We start from the raw sequence: 19,647 nt of genomic DNA on the forward strand, positions 1-19,647 counted from the left end.
GGCTTGACTGGCATCCGCAAAAAGGACAGCACACCCGGTATGACTGGGTGTGCTGTCGGAGGAGTTCCCGCTCCAATGTCCTCCAGCTACTACTGCCAACTGGCCGTGATAACAGAGGAAAGTGAGTCCCGATAGCTATCGGGTATCGTCGCAGAGTGTTCAGATGGTGGTGAGAATTCAGCCATGGCCGACACCAACGCTTCTACCTGATTGTTCATAAGCACCTTACCATCAGCCGCTTTGAACTCTTCAATCTGATATTGCTCATCTTTATACCAGTTTTGAATAGTAATTCTGGTATCGGACGCCAACACATCCACCAGAAGATCCTCTCCCGAGCGGCTGAACCAGAGTCCATCACTGACAATATTGTCACTGAATTCGAGCGTATCCTCTCCTCCATGATCCTCAATTGAGAGATTGCCGGTATTCAATCCAGCGGCATAGGTATCGTCACCTGTGTTGATGCTGTCAGTGACAACTGCACTCTCAGGCTCCTCACTGCTAGACTCGGCACTTACATCATCCGCAGCAGCCTCTGTCTCTGCCTCTGCTTCAACTACAGTTTCAGAAACACCATTTTCAGAGTCCTCATTGACTGGTGCTACAGGAGTCTTAATTTTTACCAGCTCTTCCTTGATCTGCTCCAGCCCCCACTCGGTACCATCCGCAAAGCGGATCGCCTCGATGATCCGATCCGTATAGATCGCACCTGTCTGGTAATGGAACACATCCTTGATCAGCAGGCTCTCGCCCGTGTCCAGCGTCAGACGCAGATCGTCACGGAAGCCACTGTAATGACCCGAGCGATTACCCGTCACCCGACGTAGGACCACCTGCTCTTCACCAATCCCCTCTCCCAGCTCAATACGGTCAGTACCGCCGTGGTCCCAGATCGTGTTACTGCCGTTACCCCGACCGAAGCGGTAGGTGTCATTCGAACTGGTGCCGGTTGAGTAGGCCAGGTCTGTGCCGCTGCCCAGAATAAAGGTGTTATGCCCCGTACCGCCGTGTAACTGGTTGTTGCCGCCTCCGGCAATCAGGGTATTACTGCCGTACTGACCATACAGTTTGTCATTCCCCTCACCACCGATCAGCGTGTCATTACCGGAGCCACCATACAGCACGTTATTACCGCCGATCACCTCAATCACGTCACTGCTGTTACTGCCACTCAGGGTCACACCCTCTTCGGTAATCCGGACCAGTTCTTGCTGGATACGTGCAACATCCCACTCCGTACCATCCGCAAAGCGGATCGCCTCGATGATCCGATCCGTATAGATCGCACCTGTCTGGTAATGGAACACATCCTTGATCAGCAGGCTCTCGCCCGTGTCCAGCGTCAGACGCAGATCGTCACGGAAGCCACTGTAATGACCCGAGCGATTACCCGTCACCCGACGCAGTACCACCTGCTCTTCACCAATCCCCTCTCCCAGCTCAATACGGTCAGTACCGCCGTGGTCCCAGATCGTGTTACTGCCGTTACCCCGACCGAAGCGGTAGGTGTCATTCGAACTGGTGCCGGTTGAGTAGGCCAGGTCTGTGCCGCTGCCCAGAATAAAGGTGTTATGCCCCGTACCGCCGTGTAACTGGTTGTTGCCGCCTCCGGCAATCAGGGTATTACTGCCGTACTGACCATACAGTTTGTCATTCCCCTCACCACCGATCAGCGTGTCATTACCGGAGCCACCATACAGCACGTTATTACCGCCGATCACCTCAATCACGTCACTGCTGTTACTGCCACTCAGGGTCACACCCTCTTCGGTAATCCGGACCAGTTCTTGCTGGATACGTGCAACATCCCACTCCGTACCATCCGCAAAGCGGATCGCCTCGATGATCCGATCCGTATAGATCGCACCTGTCTGGTAATGGAACACATCCTTGATCAGCAGGCTCTCGCCCGTGTCCAGCGTCAGACGCAGATCGTCACGGAAGCCACTGTAATGACCCGAGCGATTACCCGTCACCCGACGTAGGACCACCTGCTCTTCACCAATCCCCTCTCCCAGCTCAATACGGTCACTACCGCCATGATCCCAGATCGTGTTACTGCCGTTACCCCGACCGAATCGGTAGGTGTCATTCGAACTGGTGCCGGTTGAGTAGGCCAGGTCTGTGCCGCTGCCCAGAATAAAGGTGTTATGCCCCGTACCGCCGTGTAACTGGTTGTTGCCGCCTCCGGCAATCAGGGTATTACTGCCGTACTGACCATACAGTTTGTCATTCCCCTCACCACCGATCAGCGTGTCATTACCGGAGCCACCATACAGCACGTTATTACCGCCGATCACCTCAATCACGTCACTGCTGTTACTGCCACTCAGGGTCACACCCTCTTCGGTAATCCGGACCAGTTCTTGCTGGATACGTGCAACATCCCACTCCGTACCATCCGCAAAGCGGATCGCCTCGATGATCCGATCCGTATAGATCGCACCTGTCTGGTAATGGAACACATCCTTGATCAGCAGGCTCTCGCCCGTGTCCAGCGTCAGACGCAGATCGTCACGGAAGCCACTGTAATGACCCGAGCGATTACCCGTCACCCGACGTAGGACCACCTGCTCTTCACCAATCCCCTCTCCCAGCTCAATACGGTCAGTACCGCCATGATCCCAGATCGTGTTACTGCCGTTACCCCGACCGAATCGGTAGGTGTCATTCGAACTGGTGCCGGTTGAGTAGGCCAGGTCTGTGCCGCTGCCCAGAATAAAGGTGTTATGCCCCGTACCGCCGTGTAACTGGTTGTTGCCGCCTCCGGCAATCAGGGTATTACTGCCGTACTGACCATACAGTTTGTCATTCCCCTCACCACCGATCAGCGTGTCATTACCGGAGCCACCATACAGCACGTTATTACCGCCGATCACCTCAATCACGTCACTGCTGTTACTGCCACTCAGGGTCACACCCTCTTCGGTAATCCGGACCAGTTCTTGCTGGATACGTGCAACATCCCACTCCGTACCATCCGCAAAGCGGATCGCCTCGATGATCCGATCCGTATAGATCGCACCTGTCTGGTAATGGAACACATCCTTGATCAGCAGGCTCTCGCCCGTGTCCAGCGTCAGACGCAGATCGTCACGGAAGCCACTGTAATGACCCGAGCGATTACCCGTCACCCGACGTAGGACCACCTGCTCTTCACCAATCCCCTCTCCCAGCTCAATACGGTCACTACCGCCATGATCCCAGATCGTGTTACTGCCGTTACCCCGACCGAATCGGTAGGTGTCATTCGAACTGGTGCCGGTTGAGTAGGCCAGGTCTGTGCCGCTGCCCAGAATAAAGGTGTTATGCCCCGTACCGCCGTGTAACTGGTTGTTGCCGCCTCCGGCAATCAGGGTATTACTGCCGTACTGACCATACAGTTTGTCATTCCCCTCACCACCGATCAGCGTGTCATTACCGGAGCCACCATACAGCACGTTATTACCGCCGATCACCTCAATCACGTCACTGCTGTTACTGCCACTCAGGGTCACACCCTCTTCGGTAATCCGGACCAGTTCTTGCTGGATACGTGCAACATCCCACTCCGTACCATCCGCAAAGCGGATCGCCTCGATGATCCGATCCGTATAGATCGCACCTGTCTGGTAATGGAACACATCCTTGATCAGCAGGCTCTCGCCCGTGTCCAGCGTCAGACGCAGATCGTCACGGAAGCCACTGTAATGACCCGAGCGATTACCCGTCACCCGACGTAGGACCACCTGCTCTTCACCAATCCCCTCTCCCAGCTCAATACGGTCACTACCGCCATGATCCCAGATCGTGTTACTGCCGTTACCCCGACCGAATCGGTAGGTGTCATTCGAACTGGTGCCGGTTGAGTAGGCCAGGTCTGTGCCGCTGCCCAGAATAAAGGTGTTATGCCCCGTACCGCCGTGTAACTGGTTGTTGCCGCCTCCGGCAATCAGGGTATTACTGCCGTACTGACCATACAGTTTGTCATTCCCCTCACCACCGATCAGCGTGTCATTACCGGAGCCACCATACAGCACGTTATTACCGCCGATCACCTCAATCACGTCACTGCTGTTACTGCCACTCAGGGTCACACCCTCTTCGGTAATCCGGACCAGTTCTTGCTGGATACGTGCAACATCCCACTCCGTACCATCCGCAAAGCGGATCGCCTCGATGATCCGATCCGTATAGATCGCACCTGTCTGGTAATGGAACACATCCTTGATCAGCAGGCTCTCGCCCGTGTCCAGCGTCAGACGCAGATCGTCACGGAAGCCACTGTAATGACCCGAGCGATTACCCGTCACCCGACGCAGTACCACCTGCTCTTCACCAATCCCCTCTCCCAGCTCAATACGGTCAGTACCGCCATGATCCCAGATCGTGTTACTGCCGTTACCCCGACCGAATCGGTAGGTGTCATTCGAACTGGTGCCGGTTGAGTAGGCCAGGTCTGTGCCGCTGCCCAGAATAAAGGTGTTATGCCCCGTACCGCCGTGTAACTGGTTGTTGCCGCCTCCGGCAATCAGGGTATTACTGCCGTACTGACCATACAGTTTGTCATTCCCCTCACCACCGATCAGCGTGTCATTACCGGAGCCACCATACAGCACGTTATTACCGCCGATCACCTCAATCACGTCACTGCTGTTACTGCCACTCAGGGTCACACCCTCTTCGGTAATCCGGACCAGTTCTTGCTGGATACGTGCAACATCCCACTCCGTACCATCCGCAAAGCGGATCGCCTCGATGATCCGATCCGTATAGATCGCACCTGTCTGGTAATGGAACACATCCTTGATCAGCAGGCTCTCGCCCGTGTCCAGCGTCAGACGCAGATCGTCACGGAAGCCACTGTAATGACCCGAGCGATTACCCGTCACCCGACGCAGTACCACCTGCTCTTCACCAATCCCCTCTCCCAGCTCAATACGGTCAGTACCGCCGTGGTCCCAGATCGTGTTACTGCCGTTACCCCGACCGAAGCGGTAGGTGTCATTCGAACTGGTGCCGGTTGAGTAGGCCAGGTCTGTGCCGCTGCCCAGAATAAAGGTGTTATGCCCCGTACCGCCGTGTAACTGGTTGTTGCCGCCTCCGGCAATCAGGGTATTACTGCCGTACTGACCATACAGTTTGTCATTCCCCTCACCACCGATCAGCGTGTCATTACCGGAGCCACCATACAGCACGTTATTACCGCCGATCACCTCAATCACGTCACTGCTGTTACTGCCACTCAGGGTCACACCCTCTTCGGTAATCCGGACCAGTTCTTGCTGGATACGTGCAACATCCCACTCCGTACCATCCGCAAAGCGGATCGCCTCGATGATCCGATCCGTATAGATCGCACCTGTCTGGTAATGGAACACATCCTTGATCAGCAGGCTCTCGCCCGTGTCCAGCGTCAGACGCAGATCGTCACGGAAGCCACTGTAATGACCCGAGCGATTACCCGTCACCCGACGCAGTACCACCTGCTCTTCACCAATCCCCTCTCCCAGCTCAATACGGTCAGTACCGCCATGATCCCAGATCGTGTTACTGCCGTTACCCCGACCGAATCGGTAGGTGTCATTCGAACTGGTGCCGGTTGAGTAGGCCAGGTCTGTGCCGCTGCCCAGAATAAAGGTGTTATGCCCCGTACCGCCGTGTAACTGGTTGTTGCCGCCTCCGGCAATCAGGGTATTACTGCCGTACTGACCATACAGTTTGTCATTCCCCTCACCACCGATCAGCGTGTCATTACCGGAGCCACCATACAGCACGTTATTACCGCCGATCACCTCAATCACGTCACTGCTGTTACTGCCACTCAGGGTCACACCCTCTTCGGTAATCCGGACCAGTTCTTGCTGGATACGTGCAACATCCCACTCCGTACCATCCGCAAAGCGGATCGCCTCGATGATCCGATCCGTATAGATCGCACCTGTCTGGTAATGGAACACATCCTTGATCAGCAGGCTCTCGCCCGTGTCCAGCGTCAGACGCAGATCGTCACGGAAGCCACTGTAATGACCCGAGCGATTACCCGTCACCCGACGCAGTACCACCTGCTCTTCACCAATCCCCTCTCCCAGCTCAATACGGTCAGTACCGCCATGGTCCCAGATCGTGTTACTGCCGTTACCCCGACCGAAGCGGTAGGTGTCATTCGAACCGGTACCGGTCGAATAGGCTAGGTCCGTGCCGCTACCCAGCACGAAAAGGTTATTGCCTGTGCCTCCATAAAAGCGATTATTACCACCCCCAGACATCAGAATATTGTCACCACCCACACCATGCAGATCGTCATCAGTTTCGCGGCCAAGAATAATGTTGTTGGCGCTGGTTCCGCGCAGCACACCTGAGCCAGTCAAAATATCCGGATGATTGAGATGAGACAATTCAGGATCAATAGCACTCTCTTCTTTTATCCATGAAATCAGCTTATCCGCACCCGACCATCCCAATTCAGCGAGATTTGACCCAGTAAAGGTATTGAACTCCATCAGAAATTTTATTGCCGATTGACTATCCAGATCACGCAACTCATCCAGTTTCACCTCAACATCGGAAAAATCAAAAACGAGTCCATTTTCATCAAAGTTGATAGTGATAGCATCCAAATAGGGTTTAAAGTCTGTTTGAACTATCAGATAATCATAAACAGTCTTTTGTAGTAGATCGAAAGCCTGATTAAGCAGATTTGCAGCCTGAGTTCTGGGACTCGACGACCCACTTTGACTGAACGCCTGCCCCATAAATGCTTCCAGCGCTACCAACTTTCTGGCATCAATCAAGCCGCCTCGGCTACCGGCAGACACCTCTGCACTGCCAGTCCAATGAAAAATGATCTGCTGAGTCAAATCTTTGCGAACATTCGCATCCGTTTCAGTCACAAACTGCGTCAATAACGCCTGTAGCTCGCCACTTTCATCTCGGGCCATGGCCTGATGCAAGCTGCGAACATTACCGAAACCTTGCAGATCCGGCAGTTCCATCACTGTCTCCTGCACCTCAACCAGATCCTGTTCCTGCGTCAGTGCGGGATCGACTGCAAACCAGACATCAGTGGCCGTCCCAGTGGTTCCATCTGCCCAGGTGAAGCTACCAACTTGCTTATGTGCATTACCGTGCTGATCCACATGATCTGAATCAGTGTAACTAAGATTGATCGATGTGATACCCAAGGCATCCAGAGTGACCAACTCGCCTTCACGCGTTATGCCGTCTTGTGACAGATCACGCCAGATACGCAACTCTGACCAGATTGCATCGTTGGCATCTATCACGCCATCATCATTGGTGTCATGTTCAGCCAGTGCAGCAAAGCCATTCACGGCATTCTGACCGTTGAGCATGACGGTGTTGTCGCCGAACAACTCAGTGCCGTTATCAATAACCCCGTTATTGTTGCGATCCCAGACCAGCAACCCATCGTTGGCATCCACCCAGCCTGTCAGTTGTGCAAAACCATCGCCATTGTGATCGAAATAGACACCCTCAGTGATACCCGTGGTGCTGACGCCGTTGCCATCGAGGTCGAGGATGATGGGCGATGCTTGGCGCTGGGCACTATTAAACAGGTTATTAAAATCACTAATTAAACCATCCTTAAATACAGTCCACTCATTTGAAATAATCTGAAAGAAAGTATTTTCATATAGATCACTATTAAAACCTGGGACGCCAAGCTTCCCAAAGAAAATATTTACAGAGGTGACAAATTCAATCAAATATCTAGTGAACTCACGTTCTCTTTCCTGCATTTCCTCTGGCTTAAAAGTTGGCTGCTCAGCAAATCTAACAAAATCAATTATTCTTGATAATGGAACAGAAATTTGCTTCGGCATTGTAGCAGTTGCTATCATATCCATACTACTACGCAACAACTCATCTCTTTCCCATTTATCAAGAGTTCCATCCTCAAGATGCCCAATAAATTCAGCAGTATATTTAATGATAGCTCTTGCAGCATCAGCTTGACGTTGCATTTCATCCGCTGTCCATGGAGCAGTTTCAGTGCTTGCCATACATAATTCCCTATAATTTAAATGTTTTTATATTTTGAATCTAACACGAAAGAAAATAAATATATAAACCCAAAGTAATCCCTATTATACTCCATCATATTAGCCACAACCGCCATTCTAAATTGACAAATATCCTCATGATAACTACTATAAAAAAAGCCACCGCCAATATTCAAATCTGAGAATTTTAAATTATCCCTCACATATGATAAATAGAAATCAATATCTTCGATCGAGGCAAAACCATTTCTAGCCTTATATAATTCATAAAAAGAAGCTGTCGCCTCAAATAAAACTGGATTATAATCAGGATTATTCTTATAAAAAGCATAAGCCAAGTCTAAAGCATCCTTGGCCCTATCCACGCTCTTTTTAGCATTTTTACTCTTATTGCTTAAGAACATATTCGCCATAATCAAATTAATTTCAACACATTCAATCAACTCTTCATAGCAATAATTAGCCATCAACAACTTCACATCATCATCTTTAATATCACCCATAGCAGCAGGAACATAAAGATGCATAAATTCTGACTCAATAAAAACAGCCCCATCTGAATCAGGCATTTCTTTTAGATGACTTGTTTGCTCATATATCCAATAAGACTCATCTTTTCCTTTACTATTGATCAGGTAAAGAAAAATAATCAGCGCAAAAAATATAAGAATAGCAACAAATAAAAATATAAAAATTTTTTTAACCAACTGCATGAAAACCTCTATTTATTGTGCGTTATAAACATTTGAGCAAGAAATTTACCTCTCCCGCCCCGCCTCATCCAGCGCTGAAAGCACCGGTGCCGCAAAAAACTCTATCAATCGCCTTTGTCCCGTAGCGATTTCAGTACTCACGGTCATACCCGGTGTCAGATTGATTCGTTGCCCATTGATATCCATCCAGTCGCGTTCCAGTTTGAGTCTTGCCAGATAGCGGGGACCTTCGCGTTCGTCGACCACTGCATCGCGCGAAATACTGATCAAGGTGGCAGGCACCGAGCCGTATTTGGTGAACTGGAAGGTATGCACCTTCACTGAGGCGCTCAGTCCTTCGCGGACAAAGCCGATATCACGGTTGAGGATCCAGGCTTCCACCAGCAGCTCTTCGTCATCGGGTATGATCTCCAGCAGCACCTGCGCCGGTTGCACGACAGCTCCGGGGTTGTTGATCTGCAGTTCGTGCACCGTGCCACGTACCGGAGACATAAGCACCTGCTGTTGCTCCAGTACCTGCGCTTTGGCCCACTCCTGCGCCAACTCGGCCAGCTCGCTTTGCAACACTTCCATTTCGGTCAGCGTATCGCGTAGCGTTTCATGCCTCAGTTGCAAACGGCGCTGTTCCAGTTCCCGCACTTCTGCCTGCAGTTGAATCACGCGGTTATGTTCAGCCTGCAATTGCCCCCGCAACTCTATCGCATGCTGCTCCAGTTCCAGCCACTGCATGCGGGCGGCCATGCGTTGGTCCTGCAGACTTTTCACCGCATTGGCACGCTCTTCTATCAGGGGCAGCACCTGCTGCAAACGACTGACCACGGACTGGGCATAGGCCCGCTCGCTTTCGCGGGCCCGTTGCTGCTCGCGCAACATCTGCTCGGTACTGTGGAAGGCTTCGGCCTGGCTTTTCAGCAGTGGGTCCTGCAATTGCTGAAGAGGGTTATCCGTCTGTTCGTCTGCGGATGCAGGCGCGTCTATCCAGTCACTGTAGGCCTGCAGCCGTGCCAGACGTTTCTCACGCTTGCTGATGGTCTCTTCCAGCCGTATCAGTTCCGCCCGTGTCAGGGCATTGTCCAGCACGATCAATGGCTGGCCCTGTTCCACCTGATCACCATTGCGAACCTGAATGGTGCTCACCACTCCCAGCGTGGAGGGCTGCAAGGTGCGGGCCTTGCCACTGGGCAGGATATGTCCTTCTGCCACTGCGATCACATCCACCTTACCGATACTGGCCCAAACGACGGCAAAGACAAACATGCTGACGATGAACCAGAGCAGGAACCGCCCCAGAGGACTGGCCGGTGTGGCTTCGAGTTCCATCGCCACCGGCATGAATTCGCGGCGGATGGTGAGCTCTTCACGACGAGGCTTGAGGCTGACAAGCTGACCAGAGGATTGAGTCATGACTGCACCTCGCGCGAGGGGCCATGATTGATTGAGTCAGTTCTTGAGTCAGCCATCGCCTCGCCACTTTGCAGGCTATGCAGACGGGCATAGATCCCCTGCTCTTTCAGTAGCTCAGCATGTGGGCCTGACTCGACGATACGCCCGGCCTCCATGACGACGATGCGATCCGTATGGCGCACCGTTGACAGACGATGGGCAATGATCAGCACGGTTCGCCCCTCACAGATGGCTGCCATGTTGCGCTGAATGATCGCCTCGGACTCATAATCCAGTGCACTCGTGGCTTCATCCAGAATCAGAATGCGGGGATTGCTGAGCAGGGCTCTGGCGATGGCGACGCGCTGTTTCTGTCCACCCGACAGCAGGCTGGCCTGTTCGCCGACGACGGTATCGTACCCTTGTGGCAGTTCCAGAATGAAATCATGGGCACCCGCCTGGGTAGCGGCTTCCACGACCCGATTCATTGGCGCACCGGGATCGGCCAGCGCGATGTTATCGCGGATGGAGCGGTTGAACAGGAAGCTGTCCTGCAGCACCACCCCCACCTGACGCCTCAGCCAGGCGGGATCCACCAGTGCCAGATCGACACCATCCACCAGCACTCGTCCGGCATCCGGCACATACAGGCGCTGGACCAGTCGGGTCAGGGTACTCTTACCGGAGCCTGACCGGCCGACAATACCGATCACTTCACCGGCCCGCACGGTCAGGTCCACACTGCGCAAGACGGGTGGGCGGTCATGATGGTAGCTGAAGTTCACATGATCAAAACGGATCTCCCCTTTCAGATCCGGCAGTGAGGCACGGTTGGGGTCATGGCCGGGTTCAGCCGGTGAGTTCAGCACATCACCCAGGCGCTGCAGGGAGATACCCGCTTGCTGAAAATCCTGCCACAGCTGCACCAGACGCAGTATCGGGCCACTGATACGCCCAGCAATCATATTGAAGGCCACGAGCATACCGATAGTCATCGCGCCATTCATCACTAACCCGGCGCCGATCCACAGAATCAGTACTGTCGTGACCTTATTGATAAAGGATGCGGCCTGACCGGCAATATTACCCAGATGCATCGCTTTGAAGGACGCGGTGACATAGGCGGCAATATAGTCCTCCCAACGACGCTGCATCTGCGGCTCTACCGCCATGCTTTTCAGGGTGTCCATGCCGGTGATGGACTCGACGATAAATGCCTGATTCTCTGCCCCGCGACGGAACTTCTCTTCTATGCGGGCGCGCAATGATGGGGTGATAACCACGGATAACAGGATATAGCAGGGCACTGAGGCCAGCACCACGAGTGCCAGCGTGGTGTTGTAGATAAACAGCACCGCAAAGAAGATGACCGTGAACAGCAGATCGATAACCAGCGTGACAGAGGAGCCCGTGATAAATTCACGAATAGTATCCAGTTCGCGAATACGCGCCACGGTATCCCCGACCCGCCGTGCTTTGAAGTAGCTGATCGGCAGATGCAGCAGGTGGTTGAACAGTTGAGATCCCAGCACGACATCAATACGGCTGGTGGTGTGCGAGAAGACATAGGTACGCAAGCCATTCAGCATCACATCAAAGAATGACACCGCCAGCAGACCTATCGCGAGCACATGCAGCGTAGTACGCCCCTCATGCACCAGCACCTTATCGATCATGACCTGAAAAAACAGCGGGGTGATCAGCGCGAACAGCTGAATAAACAAAGAGGCTATCAGCACTTCGCTGAGTAGCTTTTTATGCCTGATGATAACCGGAATAAACCAGCGCAGACTGAAGCGCTGCTGTGTATCAAAGAGGGTGAAACGTCCCTTCAGGGTCACCAATATCAGCTCACCGGTCAGATGCTGTTCCAGCTCTGCCAGTGACAGCTTCAGTGGTCGACCGTTGCGGACATCGTGCAGCAGGGCAGAATCACCCTCCACACGGGCCAGCAACACAAAGTGTCCATCCTGATGGCGGGCAAGGGCAGGTAATGGAAGATGCTGAAGGCGATCGCCAGAGGCTTTGACAGAACGGGACTTCAGACCCAGCGTCCGGGCAGCCCGAATAAGGTCGGCATCTGAAAAAGGCTGTTCGCCCAGGCCGGATTCATGGCGGATTTGATTGGCATCGGCGGTTACGCCATGAAAGCGCGCGATCAGCGTCAGCGCTTCGGGGCCAAAGCAGCTTCCTTGCATGGTGATATCTCAGTGAGAATGAATTCCATCATTTTATGCACGGGAATAATAAAATACTTTTCTATTCTGTCAAGCAATAAATTTATGCCATTTTTATAAGGAAAGTTGAATATATTTTATATCAAACGTATGTTTGATACTCTTAGGTCTGGAGCTCCGAGTTATGTTATCTGAAATTCGTAGATAAACTAAATAAATAGTCTTACTTCATACACCCGTTTAATTTACTTAAAATAGAAATCGCTACTGTTTATGTATTGAGCTATACATCAAGAGTTAATCTGATAACTGAGCCCTAAAGAAATAAAAACTCACCCCTGACCAAAGCGTGCCAGCTGCATCTCAGTAAGTCGGCTCAGTGTCCGACGAAAGGGGAAGGCCAGATGGCCATGCGGATAAAGCTGATCCAGCGGTACTGTGGCTTCCAGATACAGTGGCACCTGTCGGTCATAGCACTCATCTACCAGCGCGATAAAACGCCGCACACCATCATCCTGACGTGACAGTCGAGGCAGTTCACGATCACCCGTCTCGACCTGTTCAGCAGCATCTTCGGTGCCGCGCGCAATCCGGGATGCATGCTGTTCGGCACTGAGGCATGGCACATCACTCAACAGGATCGTGCCGAACTGATCACAGAGATGGATAAAATCCATCGCCGCGAGAGGTTGCTCACAAAGGTCGGCATAGCGAAACCAGACCAGATCCGCACAGCGCTTTACCACCTGAATCTGTCGATGGCCAAGCTCGACAGGTTCACTGACTGGTTCACAAACTGATTCATAGGCTGACTCATAAGTTGGAGCCTGCCCCCGGCACAGCTGCTCAAACACAGCACCCAGCAGTTGCCCTTCACCTGCCGTCCTGACCCAGTAACGCTGATGCGCCACACCGGGGTGCAAGCGATGATCCTGTTCGCCATCCAGATTAACCACCTGCATATGCTGCTGAATCGCTCTCACGGCCGGCAGAAATCTGTCATGATGAAAGCCATCAGCATACAACCCCTCGGGTGGCTGATTCGAGGTCATCACCAGCAATATCTTGTGTTCAAACAGATGTTGTACCAGACGCCCCAGCAGCATCGCATCACCGATATCGCTGACAAAAAACTCGTCCAGACACAGCACCCGCGTATCACGAGCCAGTTCGGCTGCCAGTTTACTGATGGGGTCGGCTGTGCCGCTGAGTTGGAACAGGCGCTGATGTACCCAGCGCATGAAGTGATGAAAGTGTTGTCGCCGTGCCGGAACACTCAAGCTGGCATGGAAGTGATCCATCAGCCAGGTTTTACCACGGCCTACCGGGCCCCAGAGATAGACACCGCCAGCCTGAGCACGCCCGCTCCGCACCTGCTGATATAACGTTTCAAGCTGATCAACGGCATGATCCTGTGCTGCATCCGGGACAAACCGCCCTTGCTGCAGCACCTTTTCATAAGCGGCACGCGGGGATAGACCCGACATCAGATACTGAACCTGTCGGGTGTCAAAGGAGGTGTTTGATAATGGCGTTGAAGTGCCTCGACCAGTTGACCAACACGTAGCGGAAAACCCTTTTCCAGCAGTTCCAGCACCGTGTTCCGCACCTTCTGCTTGAAGGTATCGCTGGCACCAAGTCCACTGCTGAGATTATCCGCGCTGAAGTGGAAGCGATGTCCGGCTGCCTCTGCCAGCAGCCATTCGAACGCCTGAGGCCGAACCTCCACACGTTCAAACTCCTCCTGCTCCAGCTCAGTCCGGCCATCCGGCTTATACCAGTAGCCGAAATCCACCTGCTTGCGCCGCTCTTCCCCCGCCACACACCAGTGAGCGATCTCATGCAGCGCACTGGAATAGAATCCATGCGCAAAGATCACTCGGTTGTGCGGCGACGTATCATCGGCTGGTAGATAGATCGGCTCGTCATCACCAGCCACCAGCACCGTATTGAAAGGTATCAGAAACTGCTGATTGAACAGTTCAATCAGCTCATGGTAATCGTGTTGCATCAGAGATCGAACGCCTGCCAGGTATCGCCGTTCAGCCACCAGCTTCTGCCGCTGCGACGATCAATACGGGTTGCCACATAACCTTTCATATCCTGATCGGCACGCTGCACCGATATTTCAAAGGATGAGCTGCTCGGGTTGCCACTCTCCTTCAGTGACACCCAGCCGCCCTGCTCTGCCAGCCAACTCTCGCCACTTTCGGTGTGGTAGCGCAGCACGATCCAGTCACCACTGCGAGTATAGGCGCTCGCAATACGATAAGGCCCTGACACGATCGCTTCAGGCGACTGCATATTAGCCACCTGCATCAACTGACTGATCGCCGCATCGATATCCTGCACCAGTTGCTCTGCCATATCCTCATCCATTCCAGCCCCGCCCGACGACTGCGCCAGCGAACGGCTTTCTGTCAGCATCTGCAAACGCGACAGGAGAATCTGATTCTGTTCCATCAGTTGCTGCGTGCCTGAGCGCACCTGAATCACCTGCTCCTGCAACAGAGTAAGACGACCAGTCAGTTGATCCAGCTGCGAGCTGATAGATGGTGGTGCAGATGGTGGCTGCGAAGACTGATCACCGAAACCAGACATCCCGGATGAGCCATCGGCGGTTTCAAGACGGGATATCGGCTCAGGCATATTATCCTGATTCAGTTCATGCAACTCAGGTATATCAGATGCAGCGCCGGCAGATTCAGCAGGCGCTGCAGGCGCGGCTGGCTGTACATTGGCATCCTGACAACCCACCAGCAAAACAGACAACAGCAACACGGGCAAGGCAGTATAATGCGATTTCATGGTGCATCCTGACGTTAAAAACGCTGATTTACTCGATTTTGGCACTCTCGGTAGCGGCATTACCGGTGTTGGACTTCCAGCTGATTTCCAGCTCTTCACCCCTTGCGCCACCATTAAAACTGAATGCCAGATAGGGATTATGCGTCAATGCCGGCCCCATATTGACATGAAACACCTTTTTGCCCTGATGGGTTACCGTGATCTCCTGCAGATAATTGGCCGGTATCGAATTACCCTGCTCATCCACCCGCAAGCCTGACTCCATCTGATGATCTGCCAGCAGGCGGACATTCGTTTTGCCGCCCCGGCTTTGTGCTCGTACCCGAAAAATACTCATCGCAACCTCTCCTCGCCAGCCAGCTGCCAGTTACACACCGCATCCACCCACGGTGACCGAAACCACACGGCTGTTGCTGTAAAGCTTGTCACCAACCTTAACCACTGCCGTCACCTTAGAAGTCTCCTCCATGCGTATCCGGGTGGAGATATCCGCCTCTGTCCCGTCCATAATCATGAACTGAGCCACCAGCGGCAAGGGGTTGTTCTCGACAAACAACGAGATGGACTCAGTACCCGGCAAGGTGGAGATCAGCGTTACAGGTACCACGGCGCCATTCTCGGCAATATCCGCCATTCTGATGGTCACCTGATCCGACTCTTCGATCGGCAGATCACCGAACAGCGCCTGCATCGCATCTGGCTCGGCCGTCGCACGAAAAGCACTCTCGGCCCAGGCCAGCACCGCGCGCGGCATCACCATAGCCAGGCTGAACAGCCCGGCCGTGGCGGCCAGAGATTGGATCAGACTACGACGGGTTAAGCTCATCATTTCTCCTCACAACTCATCTTTACACTCATCGGCACCTGACAATACTGAATGTTCGCTGCCATTTGGACCACACCCGTGGCTCCGAGTGCCGTCTGACACAGTTTATCAGAGCGACAAGATATCAATACGGTCCTGCATCTGAACACCTGCGACTTCAGCAACCTGCGCAGACTCAGAACCCGGTACAATACCGTGTGCGTAACCTCGCTGCAGCCCTTTGAAGTCGAACAGCTCAGGATCCGCCAGATGCGAAGGCACAACATTGCACAGCGAACGGAACATGGTTTCGATACGCCCGGGATGTTGCTTATCCCAAGACTGCAGCATCTCCTTGATCACCTGGCGCTGCAGATTATCCTGCGAGCCACACAGGTTGCAGGGAATGATCGGAAATTCGCGCAGCTCGGCATAGGCGGCGATATCCTTCTCACGCGAATAGGCCAGCGGCCTGATCACCATGTTACGGCCATCATCCGATACCAGCTTCGGTGGCATCGACTTCAGCTTTCCACCATAGAACATATTCAGGAAAAAGGTCTCCAGAATATCATCACGATGATGCCCCAGCGCGATCTTGTTGGCCCCTATCTCCTCGGCAAAGCCATACAGAGTACCACGGCGCAAGCGCGAACAGAGTGCGCAGGTGGTCTTACCCTCCGGTACCAGCTCCTTGACCACGGAGTAGGTATCACGCTCCACAATATGGAAAGGCACGCCCAGCGTTTCCAGATAGGCAGGCAACACATGCTCCGGAAAACCGGGCTGTTTCTGATCCAGATTTACGGCTATCAGCTCAAAATGGATCGGCGCGCTCTTCTGCAGATTCATCAGGATATCCAGCATCGCATAGGAGTCCTTACCCCCAGACAGGCACACCATCACACGATCGCCATCTTCAATCATATTGAAGGCTTCGATCGCCTGCCCCATCTCACGACGCAGCCGCTTTTGCAGCTTGTTAAGACGTGTCTTCTGTTTCTTGTCTGGGCTGTCGTTATGACTGTCGTTATGGCTGTCGTTATGGCTATTGTTATCAGAGCTTTGATCAAGACTCTCTTGTGAGTGCTGATCCGAGCTGTTTGCGATGTCCTGAATGTGCGCGTTCATCTGGTCCGGCCGATAGGAGTTCAAAGGGGTGAGATTATAGCGGAAACTGGACGTTTACACATCTTTAGCCACTGGATGAAGGGTCACGAATCCTCTCGCATTGGGAGCAGATGCACGTTTTGGCATGTGACGTTGATCGACATATCATTGTGGCGTATAAGTTAAATCATTGGATTCAGTGCTCAGGAGCAACCCTTAGCGCTCTGGAAGGAGAGCATTACATGTTCGCAGCTCAAGCAAAAACTATGGCTTCATACAACCGCTGGATGAATCAGCGAATGTATACCGTGTGTGCAAAGCTTTCTGATAGTGAGCGCAAGAAAAACTGTGGTGCTTTTTTTAAATCGATTCATGGCACTCTCAACCACCTTCTGCTTGGCGATAAAATCTGGTTAGGACGCTTCTTAGGTAAACCATTACAGGTATCAGGCCTTGATGAAGAGCTACATGGTGAGTTTGAAAGGCTTTGGGAGGATCGTTCCGCTACAGATGAAGTCATTATAGAATGGGCAAGCGCACTCACGGATACCGAATTGGCTGTCACTCTAGAATATACAAGCATTGTAAATCCGACTCCACGCACGTATGAGATGTGGATTGCAGTTGCGCATTTCTTCAATCACCAAACACACCATCGAGGCCAGATCACCACACTCCTGAGCCAATTTGGACAGGATTTAGGCGTTACTGATCTTATTTGGCTTCCTGAAATAGTAGAGCGAAATACAACCTAATCGGGTAACCGGAGGCTTCTATAACCCAGTCCCCTACAACAGATAAGGAACTACCCGAATCCGTGACTGACTCCGTCACACGGTATTACCGGAAATTCTCTGTTTAAATTTTCCGACTGCGCTCTTTAAAATGGCTGACTTTACCCGCGATCAGGGTTCATTCAGTACTCCTTTTGAGTTGTTGCTGATCATTTGTTGATCAATTTCCACGTTTTGCCCGAGCGGGAGCCCCGCTTGCTCTCGCCATCGGTCTCAGGTGAATCGCTCAAGCCTGATCGGCTCAGCTCAACAACAGGTGGAGCTGTCCGTACGCCTTGAAGCCTGGGCAATGTTGACCAAAGCGCAGCACCAGCCGCCGGCTACGCTCCATCATTCGTCCCGCCACGCCAATGATCTCCTGCATCACCGTCCGCAATCTTCGACGCTTGGCCGGATGGCGCACCGGTGAATCCATCCCCAGCAAAGCCTTGATCCCCATCCAGCGCAGGATGTTATAGGCCAGCACGCCGAAGGTCATGACCAGATCATTGGTGTCGAATTTGCCCGAAGGCAACCGCTCCAGATCCAGATCGGTCTTGAACTCGCTGTGGAACTGTTCGCAGGTGGCATGATCCCGGTAAAGCTGGATGATCGTTTTGTTGTCATAGTCCTGTTCCGCCAACGAGGTGGTCCAGCCTTCCAGCTCGAATTGTGGTTCCAGAAAAAGCTGTCCGTGTCGATCAGACAGCCGGATGATCAGACGTACCACCAAGCGGTAGGGCCGCTTCTCCTCGTCCGGCTTGCCGTCGTAACGGGTGACGCTGAAGACTGCCACTCGCTTGCCGGGACGGGGATCACTCCAGTCGGCGTCCTGCTCTTTGGCCAGGTCATACCACTCTAACGGGGACTGTTTGCGGGGGTTCCACTTGGTCAGGTAGTCCATCTTCTCCACCCGGAAGCGATCCCGGTTGTCCTGGGCGTCGTGAGCACTGTCCAGGCGAATCAGGATCGGTGCGCTCGTCAGAGCTCTCACCCGGGGCAGGACACGGTCCAGAGTATAACCGAACTCCTTCTGGGAATGTTGCGCGCCAGGGCGCAACTCACAGGCGACGCACCAGCCCTCGTTGCCCAGATAGGCGGCGATGGGCGCATAGCCGTCGATATTGTCCTTGTAGGTGCGCGACACCCCCTCTTTTTTGGTTCTCCCGTTATCCTGAGGAAACACATCCATATCTAGCGGGACATGACCGGTTGCCAGTGTCGTAATGGGGGCCTTCACTGACTGAAGGAACCCGATGCTGGCTTCATCCATCAGGGGAATCAACGCCTTGGCATCCTCATCGAACCGTTGACGCAGGCGAGAGGCGGACGGGCTCTGCTTGATGCCCATGGCCTCCTTGAAAAAGGGATCGCGGCGGAACCAGATCAACGGCTTCGAAATCGCTTTTGCCGGTCAATATCAGCCCCAGGTAGGTACGGATCAGGTCAATGTTGGCGATTCCGTGGCGCTTGGCGAGGCTGCGTGAGGATTTGACCAGTGGGGTGTGCTTGTTCAGGCAGAGCCCGCCCAGTGCCAGACCAGCGGCGGAAGTGTAGATCTCGGAGGTGGACTGCTCGATCATGAAATTGCGCATGATTCACCTGGAAAGTGAGTTTTTGTCGGACGGGTATTTTACCAAAAAGACATTGTAGATCATATGATTACAGTATGGATTGTTGTTTTGAAGTCACGGATTCAGGCTTCAGCTATTCGCGGATAGCTGAAATTTAAGATGTATTTAAGAAAAAATCCTGTTGAATAATTAAAAAAATATAATTATTTTATCTAGTAAATAGTAAAAATTTACTCAGATTAGAATAAACTGCAAAGCTGTGAATTCGGACTCAAGATGAGTAAGTTACTAAATT

11 protein-coding genes and 1 pseudogene are annotated in these 19,647 nt (G+C 52.8%); 1 reads left to right on the top strand and 11 read right to left on the bottom strand.

Going from position 1 to position 19,647, the window contains the following annotated elements:
* Positions 1–89: 89 nt before the first annotated feature.
* The 10 genes from ACK3CJ_RS14410 to ttcA form a co-directional block, all read right to left on the bottom strand.
* Positions 90–7,745: a calcium-binding protein gene (locus tag ACK3CJ_RS14410; protein ID WP_409522914.1), complete on the bottom strand. Its 7,656-nt coding sequence runs from the start codon at positions 7,743–7,745 to the stop codon at positions 90–92.
* 281 nt (positions 7,746–8,026) lie between these two features.
* Positions 8,027–8,722, bottom strand: a complete 696-nt coding sequence (locus tag ACK3CJ_RS14415) for a hypothetical protein (protein WP_409522915.1) — start codon at positions 8,720–8,722, stop codon at positions 8,027–8,029.
* Positions 8,723–8,767: 45 nt separating this feature from the next.
* Complete coding sequence (locus ACK3CJ_RS14420; RefSeq protein ID WP_409522861.1) at positions 8,768–10,126, bottom strand: HlyD family type I secretion periplasmic adaptor subunit; 1,359 nt, start codon at positions 10,124–10,126, stop codon at positions 8,768–8,770.
* A complete protein-coding gene (locus ACK3CJ_RS14425; protein ID WP_409522862.1) occupies positions 10,123–12,303 on the bottom strand; it encodes a type I secretion system permease/ATPase in 2,181 nt (726 codons plus the stop codon). The genes ACK3CJ_RS14420 and ACK3CJ_RS14425 overlap by 4 nt, the downstream gene beginning before the upstream one ends.
* 311 nt (positions 12,304–12,614) lie before the next feature.
* Entirely contained in the window at positions 12,615–13,769 is a 1,155-nt protein-coding gene (gene zapE / locus ACK3CJ_RS14430; RefSeq protein ID WP_409522916.1) for a cell division protein ZapE, read from the bottom strand.
* Positions 13,769–14,293, bottom strand: a complete 525-nt coding sequence (locus ACK3CJ_RS14435; protein ID WP_409522918.1) for an elongation factor P hydroxylase — start codon at positions 14,291–14,293, stop codon at positions 13,769–13,771. Before ACK3CJ_RS14435 ends, zapE begins: the two co-directional genes overlap by 1 nt.
* Complete coding sequence (locus ACK3CJ_RS14440) at positions 14,293–15,090, bottom strand: hypothetical protein (protein ID WP_409522920.1); 798 nt, start codon at positions 15,088–15,090, stop codon at positions 14,293–14,295. The genes ACK3CJ_RS14435 and ACK3CJ_RS14440 overlap by 1 nt, the downstream gene beginning before the upstream one ends.
* A 28-nt stretch (positions 15,091–15,118) precedes the next feature.
* Positions 15,119–15,427 (bottom strand): thiosulfate oxidation carrier complex protein SoxZ, encoded by a 309-nt coding sequence (soxZ, locus tag ACK3CJ_RS14445; protein WP_409522921.1) that lies wholly within the window; start codon positions 15,425–15,427, stop codon positions 15,119–15,121.
* Positions 15,428–15,457: 30 nt separating this feature from the next.
* Positions 15,458–15,916 carry a thiosulfate oxidation carrier protein SoxY gene (soxY, locus tag ACK3CJ_RS14450; protein ID WP_409522922.1) on the bottom strand — a complete coding sequence of 153 codons (459 nt, stop codon included), beginning with the start codon at positions 15,914–15,916 and terminating at the stop codon, positions 15,458–15,460.
* A gap of 108 nt (positions 15,917–16,024) precedes the next feature.
* The gene (gene ttcA, locus ACK3CJ_RS14455) at positions 16,025–17,026 is read right to left on the bottom strand and encodes a tRNA 2-thiocytidine(32) synthetase TtcA (protein WP_409522923.1); all 1,002 of its coding nucleotides are present in this window, start codon (positions 17,024–17,026) and stop codon (positions 16,025–16,027) included.
* A gap of 221 nt (positions 17,027–17,247) precedes the next feature.
* Here ttcA and ACK3CJ_RS14460 point away from each other — a divergent pair, with 221 nt between their 5' ends.
* On the top strand, positions 17,248–17,760 hold the full coding sequence (locus ACK3CJ_RS14460) for a DinB family protein (RefSeq protein ID WP_409522924.1): 513 nt from the start codon (positions 17,248–17,250) through the stop codon (positions 17,758–17,760).
* Positions 17,761–18,040: 280 nt separating this feature from the next.
* Here the strand turns inward: ACK3CJ_RS14460 and ACK3CJ_RS14465 are convergent.
* A pseudogene (locus ACK3CJ_RS14465) lies at positions 18,041–19,373 on the bottom strand (IS1380 family transposase).
* Between the last annotated feature and the right edge of the window lie 274 nt (positions 19,374–19,647).

The organism is Nitrincola salilacus (assembly GCF_046271865.1).
Classification (GTDB): Bacteria; Pseudomonadota; Gammaproteobacteria; order Pseudomonadales; family Balneatricaceae; genus Nitrincola; species Nitrincola salilacus.

What these genes read in the sequence shown, in the direction of transcription:
- ACK3CJ_RS14410 (WP_409522914.1), bottom strand. Translation starts at nt 7,745, where the DNA reads ATGCAGGAAAGAGAACGTGAGTTCACTAGATATTTGATTGAATTTGTC.
- ACK3CJ_RS14415 (WP_409522915.1), bottom strand. Translation starts at nt 8,722, where the DNA reads ATGCAGTTGGTTAAAAAAATTTTTATATTTTTATTTGTTGCTATTCTT.
- ACK3CJ_RS14420 (WP_409522861.1), bottom strand. Translation starts at nt 10,126, where the DNA reads ATGACTCAATCCTCTGGTCAGCTTGTCAGCCTCAAGCCTCGTCGTGAA.
- ACK3CJ_RS14425 (WP_409522862.1), bottom strand. Translation starts at nt 12,303, where the DNA reads ATGCAAGGAAGCTGCTTTGGCCCCGAAGCGCTGACGCTGATCGCGCGC.
- zapE (WP_409522916.1), bottom strand. Translation starts at nt 13,769, where the DNA reads ATGTCGGGTCTATCCCCGCGTGCCGCTTATGAAAAGGTGCTGCAGCAA.
- ACK3CJ_RS14435 (WP_409522918.1), bottom strand. Translation starts at nt 14,293, where the DNA reads ATGCAACACGATTACCATGAGCTGATTGAACTGTTCAATCAGCAGTTT.
- ACK3CJ_RS14440 (WP_409522920.1), bottom strand. Translation starts at nt 15,090, where the DNA reads ATGAAATCGCATTATACTGCCTTGCCCGTGTTGCTGTTGTCTGTTTTG.
- soxZ (WP_409522921.1), bottom strand. Translation starts at nt 15,427, where the DNA reads ATGAGTATTTTTCGGGTACGAGCACAAAGCCGGGGCGGCAAAACGAAT.
- soxY (WP_409522922.1), bottom strand. Translation starts at nt 15,916, where the DNA reads ATGAGCTTAACCCGTCGTAGTCTGATCCAATCTCTGGCCGCCACGGCC.
- ttcA (WP_409522923.1), bottom strand. Translation starts at nt 17,026, where the DNA reads ATGAACGCGCACATTCAGGACATCGCAAACAGCTCGGATCAGCACTCA.
- ACK3CJ_RS14460 (WP_409522924.1), top strand. Translation starts at nt 17,248, where the DNA reads ATGTTCGCAGCTCAAGCAAAAACTATGGCTTCATACAACCGCTGGATG.